The organism is Pseudoprevotella muciniphila (assembly GCF_003265305.2).
GTDB classification, from domain to species: domain Bacteria; phylum Bacteroidota; class Bacteroidia; order Bacteroidales; family Bacteroidaceae; genus Alloprevotella; species Alloprevotella muciniphila.
This window is the reverse complement of sequence record NZ_CP033459.1, coordinates 2,026,936-2,048,143: the sequence shown is the minus strand read 5'-3', so window position 1 is coordinate 2,048,143 and position 21,208 is coordinate 2,026,936. Positions and strand designations below refer to the sequence as shown.

Here is a 21,208-nt window from a genome sequence, read left to right as displayed (position 1 = left end):
ATTTTTATTGCTGTTTATATATAATTGTTGATTCAAAGAGTTGGAATCTTCCTCTCATTTTGCAGAAATTTGTTGTTTTTGCATCGATAGAATAAAAGCGAAAGAGATAATGCCAGAAATAGCAGATTCTTCGGTATCATCATAGCCATGTTTGGCGATGATCACAATCCACCTGATTTCCATGTGCGTTACGGTGACTATCGTTGCACCGTAACCATCAACAAAGGGGTGGTTAAGGGCGAACTGCCTCGCAAAGCACTTAAGAAGGTGTTTGAGTGGATGGACGAGCACCACGACGAACTTATGGCGAACTGGACACGCCTACAGAATGGGGAAGAAGCATTGCCCATTGACCCTTTAAGATAATCAACCTTTTAAAAATCACGAAGATGGAAAACCAGGAATTGCTCAGAGTGGTCGATGTGGAATACCTGCACGACTACACAATGGTACTAGAGTTTAGCAACGGTGAGCGACGCATAGTCGATTTCAGGCCGCTGTTAACAGGAAAACTCCGCGAACAGTTGCTCGACCACAGCAAGTTTGTCCAATTCGCCCTTACCGACTGGACACTGGAATGGTACAATGGTGTGGACTTCGCGCCTGAAAGACTATACGAGTTGGGGGTGACGGCGTAATTTTACAGCTATAAATTTATGGCTGTAAACTTATGGCTGTAAATTTTACGGCTGTAACATTTCGTTGTAAATGTATAACCAGTCTAATGTAACAAACAATTAAAAATTTTCTTACCGAATGAATTTCTTACCACCTGCGATGTATATGCCTCTCGCGGGTTTTCTGATTTGTCTGCCGGTGAGGTCGTAGATGGTTTCTGAAGGATTATTGACGACAGTTGTGCTGATTGCCGTGGGCAGGTCGTCGAGGTTGCGGGCTTGAATCATTGCCACGGTTTCGGCATCAAGGATTTCTGTCCATACCTGTATGTCGTTGATTTTTCCGGTGAAGGGGTTCATGTTGGCGTTATTGGAAAGTTTTGCTCCTCCAAGGAAGATTTGGCTGAAGTTGCCTGTTCCGAAGAAATTGGCTTGATAGTTTCCTGAAGGGAGCGTTATCGTGCCGTTCGATGCGCCATTGGTGTAGTAGGTATATATACCGGTGGATTTATTGAATGTCAGTGCTACAGCGTGCTGTTGATTTGCTGTTACTGCAGTTCCGCGGGTGTACCATCCTTCCGCACCGTCGGTGGATGTTTCGTTCACGGCGAGTTTTCCGCCGTTCATCATGGCTCCGAAGAATGCAGAATTGGTGTAATTGCATGCAGCAAGGAGGATTTGCCTGTTTGTCGTGGTGGCAGGTGTGAAAGAGATGAACACTGTTCCGCTCTCCATGTCGAGGAGTGTTTCGGCGAGTGGTCCTGTGAGTTCTATGGGCGATGTGCCGTCGAGTGTATAGGCATATTCTGCTGCTGCGGTATATGGTGGCACTTTAGGATCTTCAGGGTCTGTCGTCTCGCCGAGGAATTCTTTCAATATGGCAATGGCTTCCGCCTCGTTGTACAGCACACCTTCCACTTCTCCGAACTTCACACGGTTTCCAACATCTTTCGTGCTCCACGAATCAATACGTAAATCGCCCGGATCGGAGGTCATGTTGAGGTAGTAGGTGGCTCCACTTTGTGTTACTGACAGGAAATCGGGATAATCAGCATTGCCCGATTCTGCAAAATTGATGGCATCGATGGCATCTATCGTCAGGATGGAGTTTGCTCCGCTGTTCATTCCCACTTTCTTAGAAAGGAAAGCCTTTTCAGATACACTAAAAATGTACTTTTTGTCCTTGTATTCCACAATGCCCCAATGATAGGTGGGATCGTCCTCGTTTGCACCGCTTTTGTTCACTGCCGTGCTGGCCCCATTGGCATAGAGTGCACCGCGTTGTGTGTTGTATGTATAAACGGGTGCCATTGTAGTGTCTGGAGTAGTGGTAGTGTCAGCGGGCACAGTCATCGCTACATATTTGATGGTGAACTGGCATCCTGCGTCGTCGCGGTCGGTGCCTGTGCCTCCCGCACTCCAGTTGTAGATGGGGGTGCCTAACAGGTTAGTTTGGTTGAGTTGTACGGCATCGCTACTGATGATATACATACCTGCCGTGTTGCTGTAACTCAATTTCCAGCCTTTCTGGGGTTGGGTGGATACGGTTTTGATTTGATTGTTGTAGACTGCTGTTGGAGCGATATACCCCCCGTGTGAACGGTTCACGATGTCATAACGGCCATCTGCTCGTTTAATGAACTTCCAATGAGATGCGCGTGTACTTGATGCATTACCTTGCACACCTCCTGCAGTGGCTGTTGAAGAGAGATAGAGGCTGTTTCGAAGCGAGGAATTGAAAGTGTACCAATAGCAGGTGTCACCGCTTTCTTTAGGCATGGCGATGCTCTCACGGATACTGTTTAGGGCTGTATTCATGCTTGTTGCTTTGGCAGAGAGTTGCTCGTTGGTGGCAGTTTCGGAGGTGAGCAGTTCGTAGCACTCGTCTATAGTTGCCGAGAAATTCTCTATGGCTTCTGCGCTGTACTGCCCCATTTCTGTTCCGGCTTTGTAGTCGTTAACGGCGGACACAGCGCCACCGAGTGTGTTGCGCGCACTGTAGCGGTTCATCAAGGTCTGTGCTTCGTTCTCTGAAAGTACGCTGACACCTTCTTCTTCAAGGTATTGTGCCAGGATTTGCGCCGTTTTGATGTAGCCAAGTCCGTAGAGATAGTTCCCGCTGAAATACTTGGAGTTACCCACGTTTGTACTGCTATTGACGAGCGGTGTGTAGGTGTCCACGTATGTTACATAGTCCGTTGCTTCTGCCTTTGCTTTGATAGCGGCATTGAAGGGCACCACCTTACCTGTATTGGTGGCTGCCGTGGCAGTAGGTTGAAGCGCCATGACATATATTTTTGTCGTCGGACAGAGCGCATGGATTTTGTCCACGATTTTCCAATAATTTGTTGCTGTCGTTGCCGGGTCGCTCGTATTGTTGACATCGGACACACCAGCATAGACAAACATTTTTGCCGGAGCCTGATTTCCTGTGCGCCCTTGCAGTACGACCGGCGTCAGATTGATGACATGCTCTATGCTTGAGCCCGGGTATCCCCACCCTGTTCCCCTACTCTTGATTTTATCGCTATGGAGCAGTTCGTGCCACTCGCCGCCATGCACCATTTCATCACCAATGATGAGCACATCGCTACTCTTGACAGGAAGATCGGCTAATACGGTGTATCTCATGCCATGTGAGCCTCCATAGCCTGCATTATTCAAATCTGCATTAGTGAACACACAGTTGTTGCCCACATATTGCTTGATTTTCTGCCCCCAGATGTAGTAACCCTTGGCGGTGAGGTGCAAGCCATCGTAGGAGAGACCTCCATTGGTGCCATTCATGATGCCGTAGAGTGAATCCCAAAGGTCGATGTAGGTATATCCAAACTCGGGGCACATTTTCTTCAACGAGTCGTTGGCTGCGAGCAAAACACTCTCTGTTCGTCGATAGTTACTGGGCAAGATACTTTGACAATATACTTCCGTTTTGGGACTTTCATTTTTGATGCGTGTAAATATTTTGCGGATGGTAGATGCCACCTGCTGAGGAGTACTGAGACCGACTGCCCCAAGGTCGTTCGTGCCTATCATGAGGAAGATTTTCTTGGGTTTGCCGGTTATTACCATTTCGAGATTTGCAAGCCATTCGGATGATACTGCTCCGGAGTTTCCGCGATTGACGATGTTGGGATTGCTGTCGAACATTTCCCACCATTCATTCATGTTGGTAATGCTGTTTCCGAGGAATACGATGCTGTTAGTGTCCACTTCAAGTACTGAAAAGGAACTGAACCTATGGTTGCGGAAAGGCAAGTCTGCATGCACCATAGAGATGCTAAGCATCAATGCTGCTGTAAAAAGGATAAATTTCTTCATTGTTATTGATTTTGTATTTATGAGTCTAATGATTACTTTTTCTTACGCACATTCTGCATGTATGCTGCATTGCGCGCTTCATACGTTGCTGCAAGTTCGCGTGCCACATCCTCGTCCATCACACTGACGCCTTCTTCCACGAGATAATCCGCCAGAACACGAGCCAGGCGGTTGTAGCCAAGTCCTGTGAGATAGTTGCCCATCATATATTCGGGGTTTATGCCACTCCCCTTCACAAAAGGCGTGTAGGTATCTACGTACGTTACACCTTCTATGTCTTCAGCAATGATTTGCAGTTGGAGGTTGAAATCCTTTGCGCGCTTGCTTAGTTTTGCGTTGGCCTGCGGCAGGTGTGCCATGAGGTATATTTTCGTATTTGGTGCCATTTCGCGGATTTTGTCCACCACTTTCCTGTACTCCACTGCCGAAGCAGCCACATTCTTGTTTCCGTTTACTTCGCGTACTCCGGCATAGAGGAACACCTTTGCAGGCTGTTCGTTTCCTTCCCTACCCTGGAGAATGACAGGAATGGAAGCCAGCGTTACCGAAAGGGGGCGTCCCGGATAGTCCCATGCATTGCCACGGCTCTTGATTTTGGTCGAGTTAAGCAATTCGTGCCACTCTCCACCTGTTACCACTTCATCGCCGATGAGCAGGACGTCGCCCTTACATACGGGCAGGTCGCCGAATTGCGTTACACGCATACCATAAAGTTTATCTACACCGCCATAATTGTTCTCTCCGTTGGTGTAGACACACTTGCTGCCTACGATGGGTGCTATGGCATTGCACCACTGGTAGTAGCCCTTCACTGTGAGGTGCAGCCCGTCGTTCGACATACTGAGGGGATTCTTTGAAGGTATATCTATGAGCAAGTCCCACAAATCCACGTAAGTGAGGTTGCAGTCGGTGCATATCTTCTTTAAAGAATCGTTTATTTCACGCTCTGCAGGCAGGGTTCTCTTGCCCACTTCTGTCGGCAGCACGCTTTGGAGATAAATTTCCGTTTTAGGCGACTCTTTTTTAACACGCGCCACGATTTCGCGCACGTTGGCGGCTATTTTTGCGGTTTTGTTGCCATACATTCCGAGGTCGTTTGTACCTATCATAAAGAAAATCTTTGCGGGATGACCCATGATGACATTCTCAAGATTGGCAAGCACTTCGTCGGAATAGGAGCCGGACACACCGCGGTTGAGTACTTTGGCATTGCATCCGAAGGCTTCCCACCACTCGTGCAGGTTTGTGATGCTGTTTCCCACAAAGACGATGCTGCTGGTGTCCACCTTGAGAGTGGTAAAAGCATTGTAACGATGGTTGCGGAAGGGGTCATCAGCACGGGCAATACCTGTAAGACATACCATAAGGCATATCAATGATATTAGTCTGGATTTCATGATATCAGGTGTTTTGATTTTACTATATTCTAAATTCTCTGAGTGCCGCTATGACGGCAGCCACTTCATTAGCATCAGTTTCTGTTCGCGAGCCGTCATCGGCTACCCCGAGTGCCGGTCCTCGCATAGCGGGTGCCAGTGCTCTTGCGCATGAAGCGTGCACTTCGGTGCAACCGGTGTTGCGCATTAAATGTGCCACATTCGAAGATTTGACACCTGCTCCCGGCATTACTATGATACGCCCATCTGCCGCTCTTACGAGTTTTTTCAGCATATCAGCACCCTCCACCGCTGTTTCAGCCCCTCCGCTTGTCAACACTCTGTGGCAGCCTAAACTGACGAGAGTTTCGAGACTTGAAATCGGGTCTGTCACGGCATCGAAAGCGCGATGGAACGTAAACTGTCTGCCGCCGGATGCAGCGATAACCTGTCCTGTGCGAACGATGTCTATCTCGCCATTCTTGTCAAGTATGCCGCAAACTATACCATCAGCGCCATTTTCTACGGCAAGACGTACATCTTCCATCAAGACTTCCATCTCACCGGGCGAATAGTTGAAATCGCCTTCCCGTGGACGTATCAGGACATGGATTGTCAGCGCAGGATAGCGCTTTCGCGCTTCTCTCAACAGACCCAAAGAAGGGGTCAGTCCGCCCACGCCAAGCGCGGAACACAACTCTATACGTTCTGCACCACCTGCCAGGGCATTATCCACGCTTGTCATACTACCGCAGCACACTTCGAGAAGAGGATGCTTTTCTTTCATCACTTTATCCGAAGGGTAATGACATAGTCCTCGCCTTTTGGAGCAGAGGGTAAAAGCAGAGTTACACCTTTGTCATTAGACTGCGTGAACGCAAGAGGTTTGTTTGTCTTATACTCAAAAGCGTCCAAAATAGTCGATTTCATCGGGAAATTTATTGTTTTTTCGGGAGCAGAAAATACGTGTAGAAAAATTATATTTCCCTTTTGTGTTGTGGTGCCCCATTCTTGTTCTCCTATTTCGGAAGGCGTCGTTCCATAAATGGTTTCACCATAGATACGCATCCATGCTCCCATTTCTTTCAGTCGCTCAAGTGCCACAGCGGGGAGTTCTCCATTGGGCTGCGGCCCGATGTTGAGCAGCAGGTTTGAACCTTTTCCTGCGGCGCGAACCAGGAGTTTGATGAGTTCTGCCGACGACTTATAGTTCTGGTCTGCCACCTTATATCCCCACATACCATTCATCGTCTGGCACATTTCGAGCGGGAGGCTGCTGATGTCCTGACCGCTCATCCCTGCCTTGTTCTCACCAGGCAAGTCGCGCTCGAACATTTGGAAATCTTCGCCTTCGATGGGGCTGATATGGTGGTTGTTTCCTATGAGGCAAGCCGGATTCAGACTATGTATGTAACGATAGAATTCCGGCATGCGCCAGTCGAAGGGCACAGAGTCGTTGTCGTGATCCCAATAGCCGTCGAGCCAGATGCCGCGTATGGGACCGTACTTTGTCAGCAATTCCTTTACCTGGTTCTTCATGAACCGGAAGTAGGAGTCGTAGTTGGGTTGTAGTTGTCGCCCTGTGCGTAGGCCTGTCCTGCCTACCGGATAGTCGGCACGGTGCCAATCGAGGATGCTATAATACAGATGCAGATTCATGCCCTGACGCTGACACGCCTCAGACAATTCGCCTACGACATCGCGCTTGAAGGGTGTTGCATCAACGATGTTGTAGTCGGACTCTGCGGTCTTGAACATGGAGAAACTGTCGTGATGCCGCGAGGTGAAGGTGATATATCTGGCTCCTGCGTCCTTGATGGCTCTCACCCACTCGTCTGCATTGAATCGATGAGGATAGAAGGCATCAGCGGCCTTGCTGTATTCCTTGTCGTTAAGTCCGGCACTAAGATACCATTCTCCCTGCGCAAACATGCTGTACGTCCCCCAATGGATGAACACACCAAAGCGGTCGGCAGTGAATTCCTTGCGTGCGGCGATGTTTTCCTTCGTAGGTTCATATTTTTGTGCGAACATAACTGACATTGCACAAAAAAAGGCTATAATGCTAAAAAGCACTTTCTTCATAATAGACTTCATTGGTATCATGGATTATCTTGTCAAAAAAATCGTCACAACAGTGGCTGGTTGCCACATATTTAAGTCAGATTTGCATTAGCGTTCAGGCTTCTTGTCCATGAGGTCTTCGTACAGTCCATCATTCAGCACCTTCATTGCCACGTCTAACACATAATCGTGATTGAGGCTATAGAGATAATAGTCCTCCGGCGTGCGATACATGTCCATCAGCTTCTTCGTCACCATCACACGCAATATCTCGTCGTTGCCTTCAAGTTTCTTACTAAGTTGGTTGAGCACGTCTTCTTCCAACTGTCGATAGTTGGTATCCACGCCATATTGACTGAGCGATTCCTTCATCTGGCTGAAATCCTTCCATACCTGAGTTTCGAAGATATAGCCATTTTCAAGTAGCCTCACCTTGAAGTATTCCAGTTGTTCTTCGGTCAGTTCGAAAGTTCTGGCATCGGTTTCCATCACTTCCGGATATCTTATTCTCAGGTCCACACAACTGTTGAAAAACGCATTCTGCTGAGCCAACATTTCGAAGAAGGCAGGCGTGGTGTCGTTCACCATGCTGTCGGGCGTGATGCCATAGTCGTCCTTGTTGTAGATTTCGCGTTTTTCTTCGCCATAGACCAGCGGGCTATAGTCCCATCTCTGCACGCATCGTCCGCTCGGAAGATAATATCTGCCTATAGTGATTGAGAGCACGTTGTCTTGAAACTCTCCGTTTTCCAACGTTTTCTGCATGATGCCCTTGCCGTATGTGCGTTGTCCTATCACGATGCCCCGCATTTGGTCCTGCATGGCTCCGCTGAGCAGTTCGGATGCTGATGCTGACGCACTGTCAACAAGGAAAACCAATGGGTTCGCTCTGTATTCAGGTTTTCCTTCCGTAATCATAGTTTCATTGTGATGTTCGCCCTCAACGTAGCAAACCATTGAGCGTTCGTCCAAAAACATGCCTGCAATATCTATGGCAGCCTTCACAAGTCCACCTCCGTTGCCCCGAATGTCGATGATGATGGGCATGAGTGTGTCGGGAACTACATTTTCATTCAGCCCGCTGTCGGCAGCAGCCTTCAGGTTGTTGTACTGATACCGGAGCGTCCTGAGTTTGTTATAAAACTCTGAATATGTGGTAGTTCCTGCATCATCTCCTGTGAAATCGAATTCCTTGACACGAATATAAGCCACTTTGCCGTCAATCAGACAACCGAATGGCACGGTGGTTTTTGCGTAATTAACTATATTGACGTCTATGTTTTTGTTCTTGAGATTGAAGGCACCATCTGCTCCGAGAACTTTGCGTGCAAAAGTGATTCTCACCTTGCCTTTCTTGACTTCGTCATACAGTATATCCTTCATTTTCTCATCATAGAGACGGACACTGTCTTCATTCAGCGAACATTCTCCCAAAGGATTCTTGTTTATCTCCATGATTACATCGCCCGCCTGCACACCGGCTGCCTTTGCTCCGCTTTTCTCATCCACACGGGACACCACGAAACGTCTGATATCGGGGTCGTAATGCCATTTTATACCCAAGTCTAAAGGATGATCATGCTTGATTACCTGAAATTGCGAATGCGGGTCGAGGATGTCCATCATGCCCTGAATTGCCTTGTTGAAGAGTCTTTCTGCAGGCACATGTATGAAATAGCGGTTCTGAATGATCTGGTACACATTGAAGAAACGCTCCATCTGCTCGGCATATTTTATGCTCTCCGCGCTCTGTGCACAGACATACACGGGGCTTAATGCCAGCATGACCGGCATTATCAGCCTACAAACAGAGATACCTATTGCGCGAAACATTTTTTAATCTACAACGTATAGAAAACGATGGGAGAATGATTTATTTCAGTTTTGCCACTTCTGCCCTTATGGCATTCCATGCTTCTGCAGGCGGTGTTGCACCGATGTGTTGCACCACGGTGGATGCGAGTAGTGTGCCTGTCCTGGCACAGTTTTCAAGAGTCATTCCTGTAATCAGTCCATAGAGGAACCCTGCGGCATAGCTATCTCCCGCGCCTGTTGTATCCACCACATCCGCGGGCAGTGCTTCGCAGACAGCCCGTTCACTGCCGCGTGCCACGAGCGACCCTTTCTTTCCTGTCTTCACCACTACTGTTTCACACAATTTCGCCAGTTCTTCGAGCGCCTCGGCAGGTTCTTTTTTCGTGAACGCGTAACTCTCCTCCTCGTTGGCAAAGACGATATCGGTCTTCTGCAACAGGTATTGGAAAAATTCGTGATCAGCCTCCACTATGTTGTACGAAGCCAGGTCGAGACAGATTTTCAGACCTGCATTGCGCGCCATGTCCACAGCACGTTCTATGAGTTCGTGGTTCTGTGTGAGATAGCCTTCTATGAAGAAATACTTGTATCCTTCGAAGAATTCGGGGCGGATGTCTTCCGGCTGCAAATTCGAGGCAGCACCGAGATACGTACCGAAAGTGCGCTGGGCATCGGGCGAGATGAAGGTCAATGCCACTCCTGTATGCAGTGTGTCATCATGCAGCCGGACGAAATCCACGCCCATATCCTTGCAGGTTTCGGCATAGAAGTCGCCGTTAGCATCGGCAGCCGTTTTGCCTATAAATCCCGGTGCAGCACCCAGTTCAGCCAGTCCTTTCATCACATTGCCTGCCGAGCCTCCCGTTACACGCTGTGTAGGCATTTTGCTTATTTCTTCGAGCAGGTCGGCATAGCGCTCTTCGCCGAGCAACTGCATGGAACCCTTGGGCAATGCTATGCGGTCGAGCACAGCGTCGTTGTCCAGCTTTGCGAGGATATCCACCAACGCATTACCCATTCCGATAACCTTATCCATAAAATTTTTTATTATTTTTCCGCAAAGATATTGTTTAATTAAAAAATATGCGTTACTTTTGCACCGCAATTTCTGAGAAATCGAACATTTTTGTAAGATTTTCGTCAAAAAAAATGCTTCAGTAGCTCAGTTGGTTAGAGCACCTGACTGTTAATCAGGGGGTCGTTGGTTCAAGCCCATCCTGAAGCGCAAAAAAAACAGAGATTGCACTTGCTTCAGTAGCTCAGTTGGTTAGAGCACCTGACTGTTAATCAGGGGGTCGTTGGTTCAAGCCCATCCTGAAGCGCTTATAGAACAAGAGGATATGTCAACACAGATATATCCTCTTTTGCTTTTCAGTCAACGTGGTAATTCCAACTATGTTACATTATGCAATCCACTTATTATTCATAGGAACTTTCGCGAATATCCTTGTTTGTCTTGAATCCTTTAATTTATCTTCATAATGACTTGATATTAAAAAACTCTTGATATAGTTTTTTTACTACTTACCGAACTATTATTTCTTCCAGGCATTTACTACTTCGCCTATGTACATTGAGTGGATGCCGGCGGGGAAGTTGGTGTACATGTTTTTGGGGACATCGCTTTTGAAGCCTTGCGGGTCGAAGGGGGCGGCATACATTATTTTGCACTCTATAACCATTGTAGCCTCGGTGTAGTAAGGTGTTCCGTTGGCTGTATAGGCGGTGTGAAGGCCTAAGGCTTGCGCCTTGTCTCCGTCGCGTCCGCTCTTGGTACCCATATAGTGCAGTACGTTGCTGTCCTTCATGTCGAACGACATCACCGTGAAATACTCTGCGCTGTCCATAAACTGCTTTGTATAGCGCTGCTCTGCCACGTAAACTGTAAGTGCCGTCCTTCTCCAGAGTGTACCTATGCCGCCCCACCCTATGGTCATGGCGTTGGCCTGCTGCCTGTTTCCGGCACACAGCAACTGTGCGTCGCGGAACCACTGGAAGCCGTTATCCTCGAAGGCTTCCTCTACACTGAATTTCTTAAAACCATTTTCCTCCTGCGCGGACATTGTGCTTGGCGCTATCATCATAGCAGCCAAGAGTGCTGTAATTAAAAACTTTTTCATTATAAAACTATTTTTTCATTTCATTGAATAAATCCTTTGGCAGTGCATGCCTGTTGAGGAACAGATATGTGGTGTTCAGCAACATATACTCGCGCGACATATACCAAGTACCATTGTATTGCCCGCTCTTGCCCCATGAGTTTTTCACCATATAGTAAGGTTTGCCCTGTTCATCGATGGCTTTGCCATAAATCAGCATCACGTGGTCGTACGTGAACCGCCAGTCGTCCCACTGTTCCTGTCGTAAGTCCTGTGTAGGCATCACACTTTCAGGCAGGAGGGCTATTCCCGTACCGGTAAAGTCGCCCGTCACGTCGCCTCCCCATGCCACGGTATATCCGGCATCGAGTGCCTTGTCGAGTATATCAATCAACTGATTGATGGGGATGTTATAACTTGGTTTCAGTCGCCACTTGTAGGGTGCCTCAATAATGAACCACTCATTAAACGGATGGTGTGTGAAACTCGTCAGGCTCACATAGTCGTCGAGATTCAGTCCCAGACCTTCTGCAAACGATTTTGGAGTATAGGTTTTACCTTCGTAAACGAAGGTTTCGGGACAGCAACCGATGTATCGTTCGATGACGGTCTGAACAGAGTCCTGCCAATGAGGAAGAGGTGCTTTCGCATCTTCCCTTACTATGCCACGCACCGTGCTTTCCAATTTAGGGAAGAATTCCTTAAAATTGGCGAGCGGGTCGCCCGTCAGTGAGCCAGGTGCCGGCATGGCATCCTCAGGGCAGATGCCATGCTGCCTGATAACCTCCAACACATCGTCGCAAGAGCCGCCTTCCGAAATCTGGCTATAGCCGTGCATCCTGACATAGTGTGTGGCACAATCCATGTAGTCCTTGTTGACCACGAACATCTCGCAGAGGTCGTAAATCTTGCCGGTTTTTCTTAAAATCTCGCTCTCTAAATAGCCCAACGTGGCATAAGCCCAGCAGGTTCCGCTGCGATACTGGTTTTTCACGCTGGTTATGGGTAGTTCCTTCACTGTTGTGAACGACTTCACCCTATTTAACGTGCCGGCTTGTCTTTGCAGGTTCTCCTGCGCCGATGCCGTCAGAGTCAGCAACAGTGCTGCAATGATTATGATTTTTCTCATATTTTTCTTTCGTCTATAATTCTTTCAAATTGTGCGATGGATGAATTACCAATGCGGTGGTAGCACTATATTTTCTTCTTCATGTGCATTCTTGAACAGTGGTGAGATATCTTCGTCGTTGAACCCGGCTATACCACAACCTATTCGTGTTACAAGGAATGTAAGATCCTTATGTTCCTTCGCGAACCCAATAAAATCGTTTACATACGGACGTATGGTTTCTACCCCACCTTGCATCGTGGGTATGGCGTAACTCTGACCTTGCAGACCAACGCCCTGCCCCATAATCGCCCCGAACATCTGATACGCTCTTTGTGCATCACCCGCGCTATGCAGACCGCGCAGATTGCTGCCAAATACAAATATCTCGTTCGGCTGCAGTTCTGCGATGAAATATGGAGTGGTTCGCTTCTGCAGTTTGTCTTCTTCTTCGAAAAAGTCTGTTTTGAAACGAACAGAAGACTTTGATGAAATAGGTGGCATGTACTGCATAGAGTCGTACATTTGTGGTTCTTGAAGAGCCATTTCCTTGCCCCATTCTTCCACCAAAGGCAATTCCATCACCTCCGGCATTTCGAGTTCCATGTCGAAGTTTTTCAGGAAATATGGTACGATGATGCGCTCCATAAGTTGCTTATATTTCTGCGAGATGGCAGAAGGTGTCATATCCAACTGCGCTGCGACTTCCTTGCCCTTAAAGCCTTGCAGGAGCATCATGTCGATTATCAGTCTTTCCTGGTCATTCAGCGACTCATGTTTGAGCAAATCCTTCACCACGCGGTTGAACTGCAACCGCAAGTCGCTATTGACATCAAACGTGCGCAAATAGTCCTCAAAAGTGATGCTGCCGTACTCTCGTTGGTACCATTTCAGGGCATCGAGCACCACATACCGGAAACCGCCAATGAGCCATGAGCGCAGACTGACGTTAGGTGAATGATCTTCCAACGGTTTCCAGTCATGCTCCATCAGATAGATGGCATATTGATGAGCCAGAGACATAAAGTCTAAATTTTCCTTGCTTCTCAACTGATAATGCTGGTCATACAAATTGTACGCCACTCGGCAGTAGCCATAAAAATACTCGTGGATAATACTGCTATTTCCTCTGCGGAAACCTTCTATAATCTCGGTATCTGAAAGTGATTGGAAATACATTTGATAAAAAATTTTGCGTGAAATTACAAAAAAAATGTTCCTCACTGCTTAATTTTTTCTGAAAATCTTCTTCAAAGAAATAAAAAGGCAATTATCACACCCATCTATTAACCTATTAAAATATTAACACAATGAAAACAAAAGAAGAAAAAACAAAGCGAGTATTCAACCTGATTATCGTTGATGAGAGCGGTTCTATGAGTATCATCCGCAAACAGGCGTTTACTGGCATGAACGAGACCTTACAGACCATCCGCCAGATGAGCGAGAAGTTCCCCAATCAGGAACAACGCGTCACCCTCGTTACCTTCGATTCCGGCCATACCACCTGGCACTATGACAACACACCTGCAGAAAAAACACAAGACCTTAGTTGGAATGCTTACAACCCTGGTGGTGGCACACCTCTTTATGATGCCATGGGTTTGGGCATTTCGAAGGTCAATGCGCAGGTGTCAGAAGACGACAACGTATTGGTCACTGTCATTACTGACGGCGAAGAGAACTGCTCGCATGAATGGACGCTGAAGATGATACGTACTATGATTGAGAAACTGAAGAAACAGAACTGGACCTTCACGCTCATCGGCACCGACAACCTCGACGTGGAGACCATGGCTCACTCCTTCGCCATCGATGAACATTTGGAATTCTGTCAGGACGTTGAAGGCACAGAGGAAATGTTTCGTTGTGAACGCAAAAGCCGCATGCGTTTTAATGGTCTTGTATCTTGCAACATGGAGATGGCTCCAGGGTCTTTCTTTAGAGAAGACGAGGAAAAATAAAGCAGCATACAATTTTGTGCAAATAAAAAAAGGAGTTTCTCTTTAATGAGGTACTCCTTTTTAGAATTATTGCATCCCGAACTTGCAAAGTATCCCACTGTAATTATCCGGCGAATACGATTGTTCACACAGCAATTTTACGATGTCTGCCAGTTCCTCTGTTGACTTGTTTTCCATCAGGCTTTCTCTGAGAATGTCAGGATTGACATAGGAACTCACGCCGTCAGTGCAAAGGAACAGCCTGTCGCCTATCTGAAATTCGAAATGACGTATGTCCACTTCTGCATGTCTGCGATGAAAGGAGAAAAAACAACGGGTGATTAAGTTTCTCCCTCCTGAATTTTGAACATGATCCGTTGTCTCATAGACCACTCCTTCATTCGGACGTAGCAAATAGCAACGGCTATCGCCGCAATGTGCAATGGTCAGTTGATTGCCAACTATCGCCGCAAGCACCATTGTTGTTCCCATCATGACATAATCAAGTTCTTCTGTTTTAGCATCTAATGCTTCTGATGCCTTTCTGAAAGCCTCTTTCAAAATCATGTCGGTCTCTGAACCGGCAGAATGCGAACGCCAATAGTCGCAAATTGTTGTAGAAATCAACTGGCTCGCTATTTCACCATTTTCATGTCCGCCCATGCCGTCGCACACAACAAAGAGGTAGCGCTCATCATCCGGATTTGCAACCACCTGACAGTAGTCCTCATTATTCTTACGACCACCACACTCTGAAAATGATGTATATTCTATCTGTTTCATTATCGTCATTTTTTTCTATGCAAAAGTAATAAAGAAATTTCAAGTTTCACAAGTGTCATTTGCTTGAAGTTAACGAAGTTAGCGAAGTTAAAGAAGTTAACGACGAAACGTTGAACCGATAAATAACAAATGAAGAAAGAAAAAAGACATCAGCATAAGGTTACGTCGTTAACTTCGAGCGAAGCGATAACTTCAAAAAGCATTAACTCCGAGCGTAGCGAGAACTTCAGAAAGTTGAGTAAAGACATTCCTTCTGTTATCCTAATTCTGTTGAAAAGGAAGTGGTGCTGAAATGCTTTGATGTTTTGTCGCATACAAAACAAAAAGAGGAAGACTTTCTATCCTCCTCTCTTTATCGGAATTTCCGTTTTGGTTTTGTTTTTTTGAGAGAACTGAACCCTGTCGGATTCTGTTGTTTTAAAGGCAATTGATGTCGTTCCCTTCAAAAAAAGTCAGTAGTTTTTAATTGTTTTACTTGTGATTGATTGTAATTGTTTATTGATTGTTTTGGCTTATGATTGTTTTCAGTAATTTCTGTTGCACATCCAGTTGACGGTTTGTTCTGTCATTTTTCCTGTAAAGTCCATGATGACGAACCCTTTTCCTTCTGTTGCTATCATGAAGAACTCCATGATGACTCCGTTTCGCTGGTGGATGTAGAACCTGCTGTTCTTTCCTGTCCTGTGCAGTTTATATCGTTTTTTGTTTTTGTCGGCAAGTCTCACTGCATTGTCGAAATGCGTTTTTGCCTTTTTGTCTGTGACGACCATCCTCACGCTGTTGAGTTTTTCGAGGTTGGCTTTCACTTCCGCTTCGTTCCTGTTTTCGCAATCGTCGATGATGTCGGCTATCATTTTCGGACCGATGTTTGTTACCTCAAACTCTTCATCCTGATAGGCATTCATGAAGTACGCTGCGAAGTCGGGTTCAGCATTGCGATGGTTTTTCTGCGCCATGGTGGGCACCAGAATCATGATGACTGCTATGATGAGGAATAGCCTTCTCATAATTGTTTAGTCGTTGATGACTTCCTCTTTGTTTTCCACCGAGTCGGGCGACTGTGTATCGCTGAATGTGGAACTCATTGTCTTGAGCATGTCCCTGAGTTCGCTTCTTGCCACTTGTGGGTCGGTGAACGACTCTTTGTAGGACATTTCCGGAGTGCTGGTGGTATCCCATTCCTCTTCCTGCTGGTTGGAGAAGGTGTGCTGTGCAGCGAGCGCCACCATACATACTATTGCTACCATTGCCACAGCGTTGTAGAGTGGTCGCAGGCTGATAAAGGCGGTACGTTTTTTCTTCGTTTCGCCCTTTTCGTTGCCTTCTTGCTGTATTTTCCGGAGCACACGTTCTTCGAAGCCCTCAGAAGTGGTGAGGTTCGCCTGTTCGCTTTCGTAATCGAACAGCGGCTTATACTGCTCGAAGTGTTCGGGCAGGTTTTGCTGCTTGAAGAATGCGCGGAGAATGTTTTCTTCCTCCATGGTTGTTTCGCATTCCCAATAGCGGTTTAGCAGTTGTTCGATATATTTATAGTCCATAATTTTCTAATTTCTGCAATTTGTTGCGGATGGTTTGTCTTGCTCTGAAGAGTGTTACTTTAACGTCTTGTTCGCTGATGCCGATTATTTCGGCTGTTTCTTTGATGTTTTTTTCTTCTATGTCTCTCAGTTGCATCACTGTTCGCTGCTTTTCCGGGAGTTCCTGGAAGAATTTGTGCACCCATCTGAGTCTTTCGCTTCTGACCATTTTTTCGTGCGGTCCGTCGTCATTGTCGGGTGCTTCGTTGTCGTGCTCTTCGAGCGACACATTCATCGCTTCTCGTTTTTGGCTTCGGTCGAGAGCGAGGTTTCTGCAGATGGTCATTGCGTATGCCTCGACCGATTTAATTTTGCTCCACTCGTCTCGTTTGTTCCACACTCTGATGAGTGTATCTTCTGTAACGTCCTCCGCCTCTGCGCGGTCGAGAGTGATGCGCATTGCGAGCCGAAAGAGCATGTCTTTCAGCGGCATCAAATCGTTTTTGAAATCCGGTTTGTTCATCGCTCTCTATTTAGAAGACGGATTAGTTTATGAAAAGTTACAGTTTTTTTGCTTTTTTTGTTCGCACAATCACTTTTTCGCCCTGTTTTAATGTTGTAGCAAACCAATATTCCTCACCTCCATCTTTGATTTTCAGTCGTTTACGGAGTTGTGCTACACTGTCTGGAAAATTTCTTACTGCGAGGTTGGCTTTACTGCCACTGAGGTTGCTGATTTGTTTTTTCTTGTAATCGTGCTGCTCCACCACCCGGAATGTCCTGCCCGGGAAGTCGGGTACGAGTTCCTGCGAGGTATAGAGATGGCTGTTGGGGTGGAGTTTTTTCACACCGTAGCGTTGGCAGGGCAGGTTGTATGCCGCTGCCTTGAGTAGAGTTACACCCGGCTCATAGAGATAGGTTTCCACGCTGTCGGCATATTCCGGCTGTATGTTTTTCTCTTCTTCGCAGAAGAACTGAATGTCCACATTCTCATCGTGGCAGAAGACGACGGGCGCTTGCCTCCCGCTTCTGTTCATCACGAGGAGCAGGTCTTTGCATTCGTTGCGCTCTGCCACAACATGTACTTCGCAGACGCCTTCCAACTGTTGCAGGGCAGCGTGAATGTCGAGCATGGGTGAGAGTTTCAGGATGGTAAAACGCGCTTTCGACAGAAGCAGTCGGTTGAGTTCCACCACATTCGGTTCACAATCGCTGAGCATCACCACTTTTCTGCCCTGTCCGTCGCGCCGGGCAGGGTCAACGAAGAGAAGGTCCACCTGGTCCATCTTCGTGAGTACTTCCACCCCATCGTCATTCACCACCTCTGCATCAGGCAAACCTAACAACGGGAAATTATGACGCGCCAGTTCGCAGAGTTCAGCCTGACGCTCCACATAGACGGCACGCTGGAAATGCTTGGCGATAAAGGAGAAATCCACGCCAAGCCCGCCGGTAATGTCGGCAAAGGTTCCACCCCCGGGCAGCAAGCGGCGGGCGAGGTCCGCCTTATATCTCGCCGCCGACTCGCCGCTGCATTGTTCGAGCGATATTCTGCGCGGATAATGAATGTCGTCCACCTTCGCCCATGGCGGCACTTTCCTTGCCATCACCTGCCGCCCCTCCACCTGCCGAAGGATAAACTCAGCATCGGGATGCCCTTGCAGTTGCAACGCAAGTTGTGCCACATCATCGCTGATGTGGGTTGCTATCAGGCGTAATGTATCACTATTTGTCATCGCCGAAGATTTTTGCAAATTTACGAAAACTTATCGGTATTGTCGGGTTTTTTCAATACTTCACTGTATCCATGCCTTGTATTTTTTCAAAAAAAGAATTCAATAAATTTAGCCGTGAAAATTATATTTTATAATTTTGCAAACACGAAACATCTTAATATTTATAAACCAAACATTATGAAGAAATTCTACACTTTTCTTGCTGTGTTGGCCATAGCATTATGTGGCATTACGGTCAACGCACAGACGGTTACGTTCGACATCACGGCGATAACCGACACCATGCGGATGGGCACAAGTTATGATGGTACGCGTGGTGACCAGACAGACGGCGCTGTCATTCTTTCGCAGGACGGCGTTAAGATCACATCCAGCAAGGCTGGTGCAAACAATCCTGCCCGTCTTTGGTGGTACTACAACAAGAACAACGGCACCGGTGTTTGCGAACTCCGTTTCTACAAAGGCGGAGAACTGTACATTACCGCCCCAAGCGGCAAGGCGCTTACCAAAATCAAGTTTACGGCACGCAACTTGAATGCCAGTGCGAACCCTGCCACGCTCACCGGTAAAGAATGGAGCGGCAATGCCACAAGCGTTACTTTCTCCGGTACAGGTACATCTCAGATTACAGTCATTGAGGTAACGCTGCAAGACGCTGACAACAACACGCAGACCGACGTGGTGAATGTTCAGATTCCTGTGATTTCTCCCAATGGTGGCACCAAAACCGGTCAGGTTACGGTAACTATCAAGGGCGACAGCACGACAACCATCTACTACACCACCGACGGTAACGATCCCACCAACCAAAGCACGCTCTATGAGGAGCCGTTCACTCTGACAACAGTGGGTTCAGTAACAGTTAAGGCGGTTGCATACGATGTTGCAGGAAATGCCAGCGGTATTGCTTCGCAAACGTACAACATCAAGGCTGACTCCACCTCCACCGACCCAGGTACTGATCCCGGTACTGATCCTTCTACAGAAATTCAGTCACTGCCTTTCACGGAGACATTCGGCAACGGCATTGGAACCTTTACCATCGAGAACATCTCTATGCACGACTCTCTGACATACGTTTGGACGGCAGACAAGTCTCGCGGCTACATGAAGGCAAGTGCTTTCAAGAATCAAGTGAACTACGAAGCAGTCAGTCAGATTGTTTCGCCTGTCATTTCGCTTGCAGGCGCCAAGGATCCCATCCTGACTTTCGACCATACCGCCAAATTCTTCACTTCCCTCCCCGACGAAGTGAGTGTTCTGATTTGCATCGTTGAACCCACGGGCGCCACAGAATGGTCACCCCTCACAATCAACACTCTTCCTGATGGCAACTCATGGGCTTTCGTCAGCGACACCATCAGCCTCATACAGTATGCCGGCATGAACATTCAACTCGCTTTCCGTTACACCAGTACCCCTAACGGTGCTTGCACATGGGAAGTGAAGAATGTAAGTGTTATTGACAAGGACGCAACGACCGACCCCGACCCGGTTAATCCCGACGATGATGAACCTCAAGTTGGCGAAGTATCGCTGCCATACGAAGAAAGCATGGCAGAAGGCATAGGTCAATTCGCCATCCACAACATCACTCGCCCTGAAGCCGTTGAAAATGTTTGGGTATTCGACAGCAAATATGGTATGAAGGCTACTGCTTATGCCAACAGCACGAACTATGCTGCCGAAAGCGAAATTCTTTCGCCCATCATCGACCTCGGCACTGCAGAACTCCCCGTTCTCGCATACCAGCACGCAGGTAAGTTCTTCGGCACCATTCAGAACGAAGCAACCATCTGGGTACGCACAGCCGACGGTGGTGAATACAGCGACTGGGTACAGATGCCTATCGGTGCATATCCCACAAGTTGGACATTCGTGAACGACACTATCAGCCTCGAAGACTTCGTAGGTAGCAAGATTCAAATCTCCTTCCGTTATATCAGTACAGAAACCAAAGCCGGTACATGGGAAGTGAAAGGTATCAGCGTATATGACGCTTCCGAAGGTGGCGGCAACGTAGATCCTGATCCAGACAACACTACCCTCTATTCAGAGGCTTGCACAAGCAGCGAAAACACACTTACTGTCAACAACATCAGCGTTGACGAATCCATATATGTATGGTCATTCGACACACAATACGGCGCAAAAGCCACTGCGTATATCAACAAGACCAATCACGCTACCCAGAGCCGTCTCGAAACTCCTGTTATTGAGATTCCGGCAGGTCAGCCCACACGCCTCGTGTTCTCACAGTGCATCAGCAAGCACTTCGGCAATGTGGCAGAAGAAGCCACCTTGTGGATTAAGACTGTCGACGGCACGTCAGCCGCTCCAAGCCTGAAAGAAGACAAGTGGAATCAAGTCAGCATCACTTATCCTGAAATAGCCGATGGTAAGAGTTTCTCTGCATTCGAGAAACAGACTGTTGACCTCTCTGTCTATGGTGGCAAGAAGATTGTTATCGGTTTCCTCTACACCAGCACTACTTCTGCTGCAGGCACATGGGAAATCAAGGACATCGCTGTTAAGAGCGACGGCATTCCTACCGACATCGAAAAGGTACAGACAGAAACTACTGTTGGCAAGAACGTCATCTTCGACCTCCAGGGTCGCCGCGTGGCCAACCCAACAAAGGGTATCTACATCGTAAACGGCAAGAAGGTTATCCTGAAATAAGGAAACCCTCTACCATCAACTCTAACGGACCGGCAACAGTGTCGGTCCGCTTTTTTTTGATGTAATAATGTTTATTATTCAAAAACTTTTTTAGGAAAACGAAATTATTTTTCGGGAAGCACTATCTTTGCTTTTGAAAACGACCCT

18 protein-coding genes and 2 tRNA genes are annotated in these 21,208 nt (G+C 47.4%); 6 read left to right on the top strand and 14 right to left on the bottom strand.

Annotated elements, in window-relative coordinates:
- Window positions 1–147: 147 nt before the first annotated feature.
- Window positions 148–366 (top strand): DUF4160 domain-containing protein, encoded by a 219-nt coding sequence (locus C7Y71_RS08165; RefSeq protein ID WP_111898076.1) that lies wholly within the window; start codon window positions 148–150, stop codon window positions 364–366.
- Between the two features lie 23 nt (window positions 367–389).
- Complete coding sequence (locus C7Y71_RS08160; protein WP_111898075.1) at window positions 390–638, top strand: DUF2442 domain-containing protein; 249 nt, start codon at window positions 390–392, stop codon at window positions 636–638.
- A 111-nt stretch (window positions 639–749) separates the two neighbouring features.
- Here the strand turns inward: C7Y71_RS08160 and C7Y71_RS08155 are convergent, their stop codons facing one another.
- The 6 genes from C7Y71_RS08155 to C7Y71_RS08130 all read right to left on the bottom strand — a co-directional run bounded on the left by C7Y71_RS08155 (window position 750) and on the right by C7Y71_RS08130 (window position 10,229).
- The gene (locus C7Y71_RS08155) at window positions 750–3,938 is read right to left on the bottom strand and encodes a GDSL-type esterase/lipase family protein (protein ID WP_111898074.1); all 3,189 of its coding nucleotides are present in this window, start codon (window positions 3,936–3,938) and stop codon (window positions 750–752) included.
- Window positions 3,939–3,970: 32 nt separating this feature from the next.
- Window positions 3,971–5,335: a GDSL-type esterase/lipase family protein gene (locus C7Y71_RS08150; RefSeq protein WP_111898073.1), complete on the bottom strand. Its 1,365-nt coding sequence runs from the start codon at window positions 5,333–5,335 to the stop codon at window positions 3,971–3,973.
- A 22-nt stretch (window positions 5,336–5,357) separates the two neighbouring features.
- The gene (locus tag C7Y71_RS08145; protein WP_111898072.1) at window positions 5,358–6,101 is read right to left on the bottom strand and encodes a copper homeostasis protein CutC; all 744 of its coding nucleotides are present in this window, start codon (window positions 6,099–6,101) and stop codon (window positions 5,358–5,360) included.
- Window positions 6,101–7,399, bottom strand: a complete 1,299-nt coding sequence (locus C7Y71_RS08140) for an alpha-L-fucosidase (protein ID WP_193215881.1) — start codon at window positions 7,397–7,399, stop codon at window positions 6,101–6,103. Before C7Y71_RS08140 ends, C7Y71_RS08145 begins: the two co-directional genes overlap by 1 nt.
- A gap of 87 nt (window positions 7,400–7,486) precedes the next feature.
- A complete protein-coding gene (locus C7Y71_RS08135) occupies window positions 7,487–9,211 on the bottom strand; it encodes a S41 family peptidase (protein WP_111898070.1) in 1,725 nt (574 codons plus the stop codon).
- A 40-nt stretch (window positions 9,212–9,251) separates the two neighbouring features.
- Window positions 9,252–10,229, bottom strand: a complete 978-nt coding sequence (locus tag C7Y71_RS08130) for an adenosine kinase (protein WP_111898069.1) — start codon at window positions 10,227–10,229, stop codon at window positions 9,252–9,254.
- 115 nt (window positions 10,230–10,344) lie between these two features.
- Here C7Y71_RS08130 and C7Y71_RS08125 point away from each other — a divergent pair.
- Together C7Y71_RS08125 and C7Y71_RS08120 are read left to right on the top strand one after the other, a co-directional pair.
- Window positions 10,345–10,418 (top strand) — tRNA-Asn (locus C7Y71_RS08125).
- A gap of 23 nt (window positions 10,419–10,441) precedes the next feature.
- A tRNA-Asn gene (locus tag C7Y71_RS08120) sits at window positions 10,442–10,515 on the top strand.
- A 213-nt stretch (window positions 10,516–10,728) separates the two neighbouring features.
- Here C7Y71_RS08120 and C7Y71_RS08115 read toward each other — a convergent pair.
- Genes C7Y71_RS08115 through C7Y71_RS08105 form a run of 3 tightly spaced genes read right to left on the bottom strand, consistent with a single transcriptional unit; the run spans window position 10,729 to window position 12,838 of the window.
- The gene (locus C7Y71_RS08115) at window positions 10,729–11,313 is read right to left on the bottom strand and encodes a flavin reductase family protein (protein ID WP_111898068.1); all 585 of its coding nucleotides are present in this window, start codon (window positions 11,311–11,313) and stop codon (window positions 10,729–10,731) included.
- A gap of 7 nt (window positions 11,314–11,320) precedes the next feature.
- Window positions 11,321–12,421, bottom strand: a complete 1,101-nt coding sequence (locus C7Y71_RS08110) for a C1 family peptidase (protein WP_111898067.1) — start codon at window positions 12,419–12,421, stop codon at window positions 11,321–11,323.
- A 45-nt stretch (window positions 12,422–12,466) separates the two neighbouring features.
- Window positions 12,467–12,838, bottom strand: a complete 372-nt coding sequence (locus C7Y71_RS08105) for an A1S_2505 family phage non-structural protein (protein ID WP_111898087.1) — start codon at window positions 12,836–12,838, stop codon at window positions 12,467–12,469.
- An 872-nt stretch (window positions 12,839–13,710) separates the two neighbouring features.
- Here C7Y71_RS08105 and C7Y71_RS08100 point away from each other — a divergent pair.
- Window positions 13,711–14,364, top strand: a complete 654-nt coding sequence (locus C7Y71_RS08100; protein ID WP_111898066.1) for a vWA domain-containing protein — start codon at window positions 13,711–13,713, stop codon at window positions 14,362–14,364.
- 66 nt (window positions 14,365–14,430) lie between these two features.
- Here the strand turns inward: C7Y71_RS08100 and C7Y71_RS08095 are convergent, their stop codons facing one another.
- The 5 genes from C7Y71_RS08095 to C7Y71_RS08075 form a co-directional block, all read right to left on the bottom strand.
- Window positions 14,431–15,126, bottom strand: a complete 696-nt coding sequence (locus tag C7Y71_RS08095; protein ID WP_193215880.1) for a PP2C family protein-serine/threonine phosphatase — start codon at window positions 15,124–15,126, stop codon at window positions 14,431–14,433.
- Between the two features lie 524 nt (window positions 15,127–15,650).
- Entirely contained in the window at window positions 15,651–16,133 is a 483-nt protein-coding gene (locus C7Y71_RS08090; RefSeq protein ID WP_111898064.1) for a DUF4252 domain-containing protein, read from the bottom strand.
- Window positions 16,134–16,139: 6 nt separating this feature from the next.
- Window positions 16,140–16,664: a hypothetical protein gene (locus C7Y71_RS08085; protein WP_111898063.1), complete on the bottom strand. Its 525-nt coding sequence runs from the start codon at window positions 16,662–16,664 to the stop codon at window positions 16,140–16,142.
- A complete protein-coding gene (locus C7Y71_RS08080; RefSeq protein WP_111898062.1) occupies window positions 16,654–17,166 on the bottom strand; it encodes an RNA polymerase sigma factor in 513 nt (170 codons plus the stop codon). The genes C7Y71_RS08085 and C7Y71_RS08080 overlap by 11 nt, the downstream gene beginning before the upstream one ends.
- Before the next feature lie 37 nt (window positions 17,167–17,203).
- Entirely contained in the window at window positions 17,204–18,379 is a 1,176-nt protein-coding gene (locus tag C7Y71_RS08075) for a THUMP-like domain-containing protein (RefSeq protein WP_111898061.1), read from the bottom strand.
- Between the two features lie 177 nt (window positions 18,380–18,556).
- On the opposite strand from C7Y71_RS08075, the gene C7Y71_RS08070 reads away from it, so the two are divergent.
- The gene (locus C7Y71_RS08070) at window positions 18,557–21,061 is read left to right on the top strand and encodes a choice-of-anchor J domain-containing protein (RefSeq protein ID WP_146739386.1); all 2,505 of its coding nucleotides are present in this window, start codon (window positions 18,557–18,559) and stop codon (window positions 21,059–21,061) included.
- The last annotated feature ends 147 nt before the right edge of the window (window positions 21,062–21,208 follow it).

Excerpts from the sequence above, each read along its gene's own strand:
- C7Y71_RS08165 (WP_111898076.1), top strand. The coding sequence starts at position 148 with ATGTTTGGCGATGATCACAATCCACCTGATTTCCATGTGCGTTACGGT.
- C7Y71_RS08160 (WP_111898075.1), top strand. The coding sequence starts at position 390 with ATGGAAAACCAGGAATTGCTCAGAGTGGTCGATGTGGAATACCTGCAC.
- C7Y71_RS08155 (WP_111898074.1), bottom strand. The coding sequence starts at position 3,938 with ATGAAGAAATTTATCCTTTTTACAGCAGCATTGATGCTTAGCATCTCT.
- C7Y71_RS08150 (WP_111898073.1), bottom strand. The coding sequence starts at position 5,335 with ATGAAATCCAGACTAATATCATTGATATGCCTTATGGTATGTCTTACA.
- C7Y71_RS08145 (WP_111898072.1), bottom strand. The coding sequence starts at position 6,101 with ATGAAAGAAAAGCATCCTCTTCTCGAAGTGTGCTGCGGTAGTATGACA.
- C7Y71_RS08140 (WP_193215881.1), bottom strand. The coding sequence starts at position 7,399 with ATGAAGAAAGTGCTTTTTAGCATTATAGCCTTTTTTTGTGCAATGTCA.
- C7Y71_RS08135 (WP_111898070.1), bottom strand. The coding sequence starts at position 9,211 with ATGTTTCGCGCAATAGGTATCTCTGTTTGTAGGCTGATAATGCCGGTC.
- C7Y71_RS08130 (WP_111898069.1), bottom strand. The coding sequence starts at position 10,229 with ATGGATAAGGTTATCGGAATGGGTAATGCGTTGGTGGATATCCTCGCA.
- C7Y71_RS08115 (WP_111898068.1), bottom strand. The coding sequence starts at position 11,313 with ATGAAAAAGTTTTTAATTACAGCACTCTTGGCTGCTATGATGATAGCG.
- C7Y71_RS08110 (WP_111898067.1), bottom strand. The coding sequence starts at position 12,421 with ATGAGAAAAATCATAATCATTGCAGCACTGTTGCTGACTCTGACGGCA.
- C7Y71_RS08100 (WP_111898066.1), top strand. The coding sequence starts at position 13,711 with ATGAAAACAAAAGAAGAAAAAACAAAGCGAGTATTCAACCTGATTATC.
- C7Y71_RS08095 (WP_193215880.1), bottom strand. The coding sequence starts at position 15,126 with ATGAAACAGATAGAATATACATCATTTTCAGAGTGTGGTGGTCGTAAG.
- C7Y71_RS08090 (WP_111898064.1), bottom strand. The coding sequence starts at position 16,133 with ATGAGAAGGCTATTCCTCATCATAGCAGTCATCATGATTCTGGTGCCC.
- C7Y71_RS08085 (WP_111898063.1), bottom strand. The coding sequence starts at position 16,664 with ATGGACTATAAATATATCGAACAACTGCTAAACCGCTATTGGGAATGC.
- C7Y71_RS08080 (WP_111898062.1), bottom strand. The coding sequence starts at position 17,166 with ATGAACAAACCGGATTTCAAAAACGATTTGATGCCGCTGAAAGACATG.
- C7Y71_RS08075 (WP_111898061.1), bottom strand. The coding sequence starts at position 18,379 with ATGACAAATAGTGATACATTACGCCTGATAGCAACCCACATCAGCGAT.
- C7Y71_RS08070 (WP_146739386.1), top strand. The coding sequence starts at position 18,557 with ATGAAGAAATTCTACACTTTTCTTGCTGTGTTGGCCATAGCATTATGT.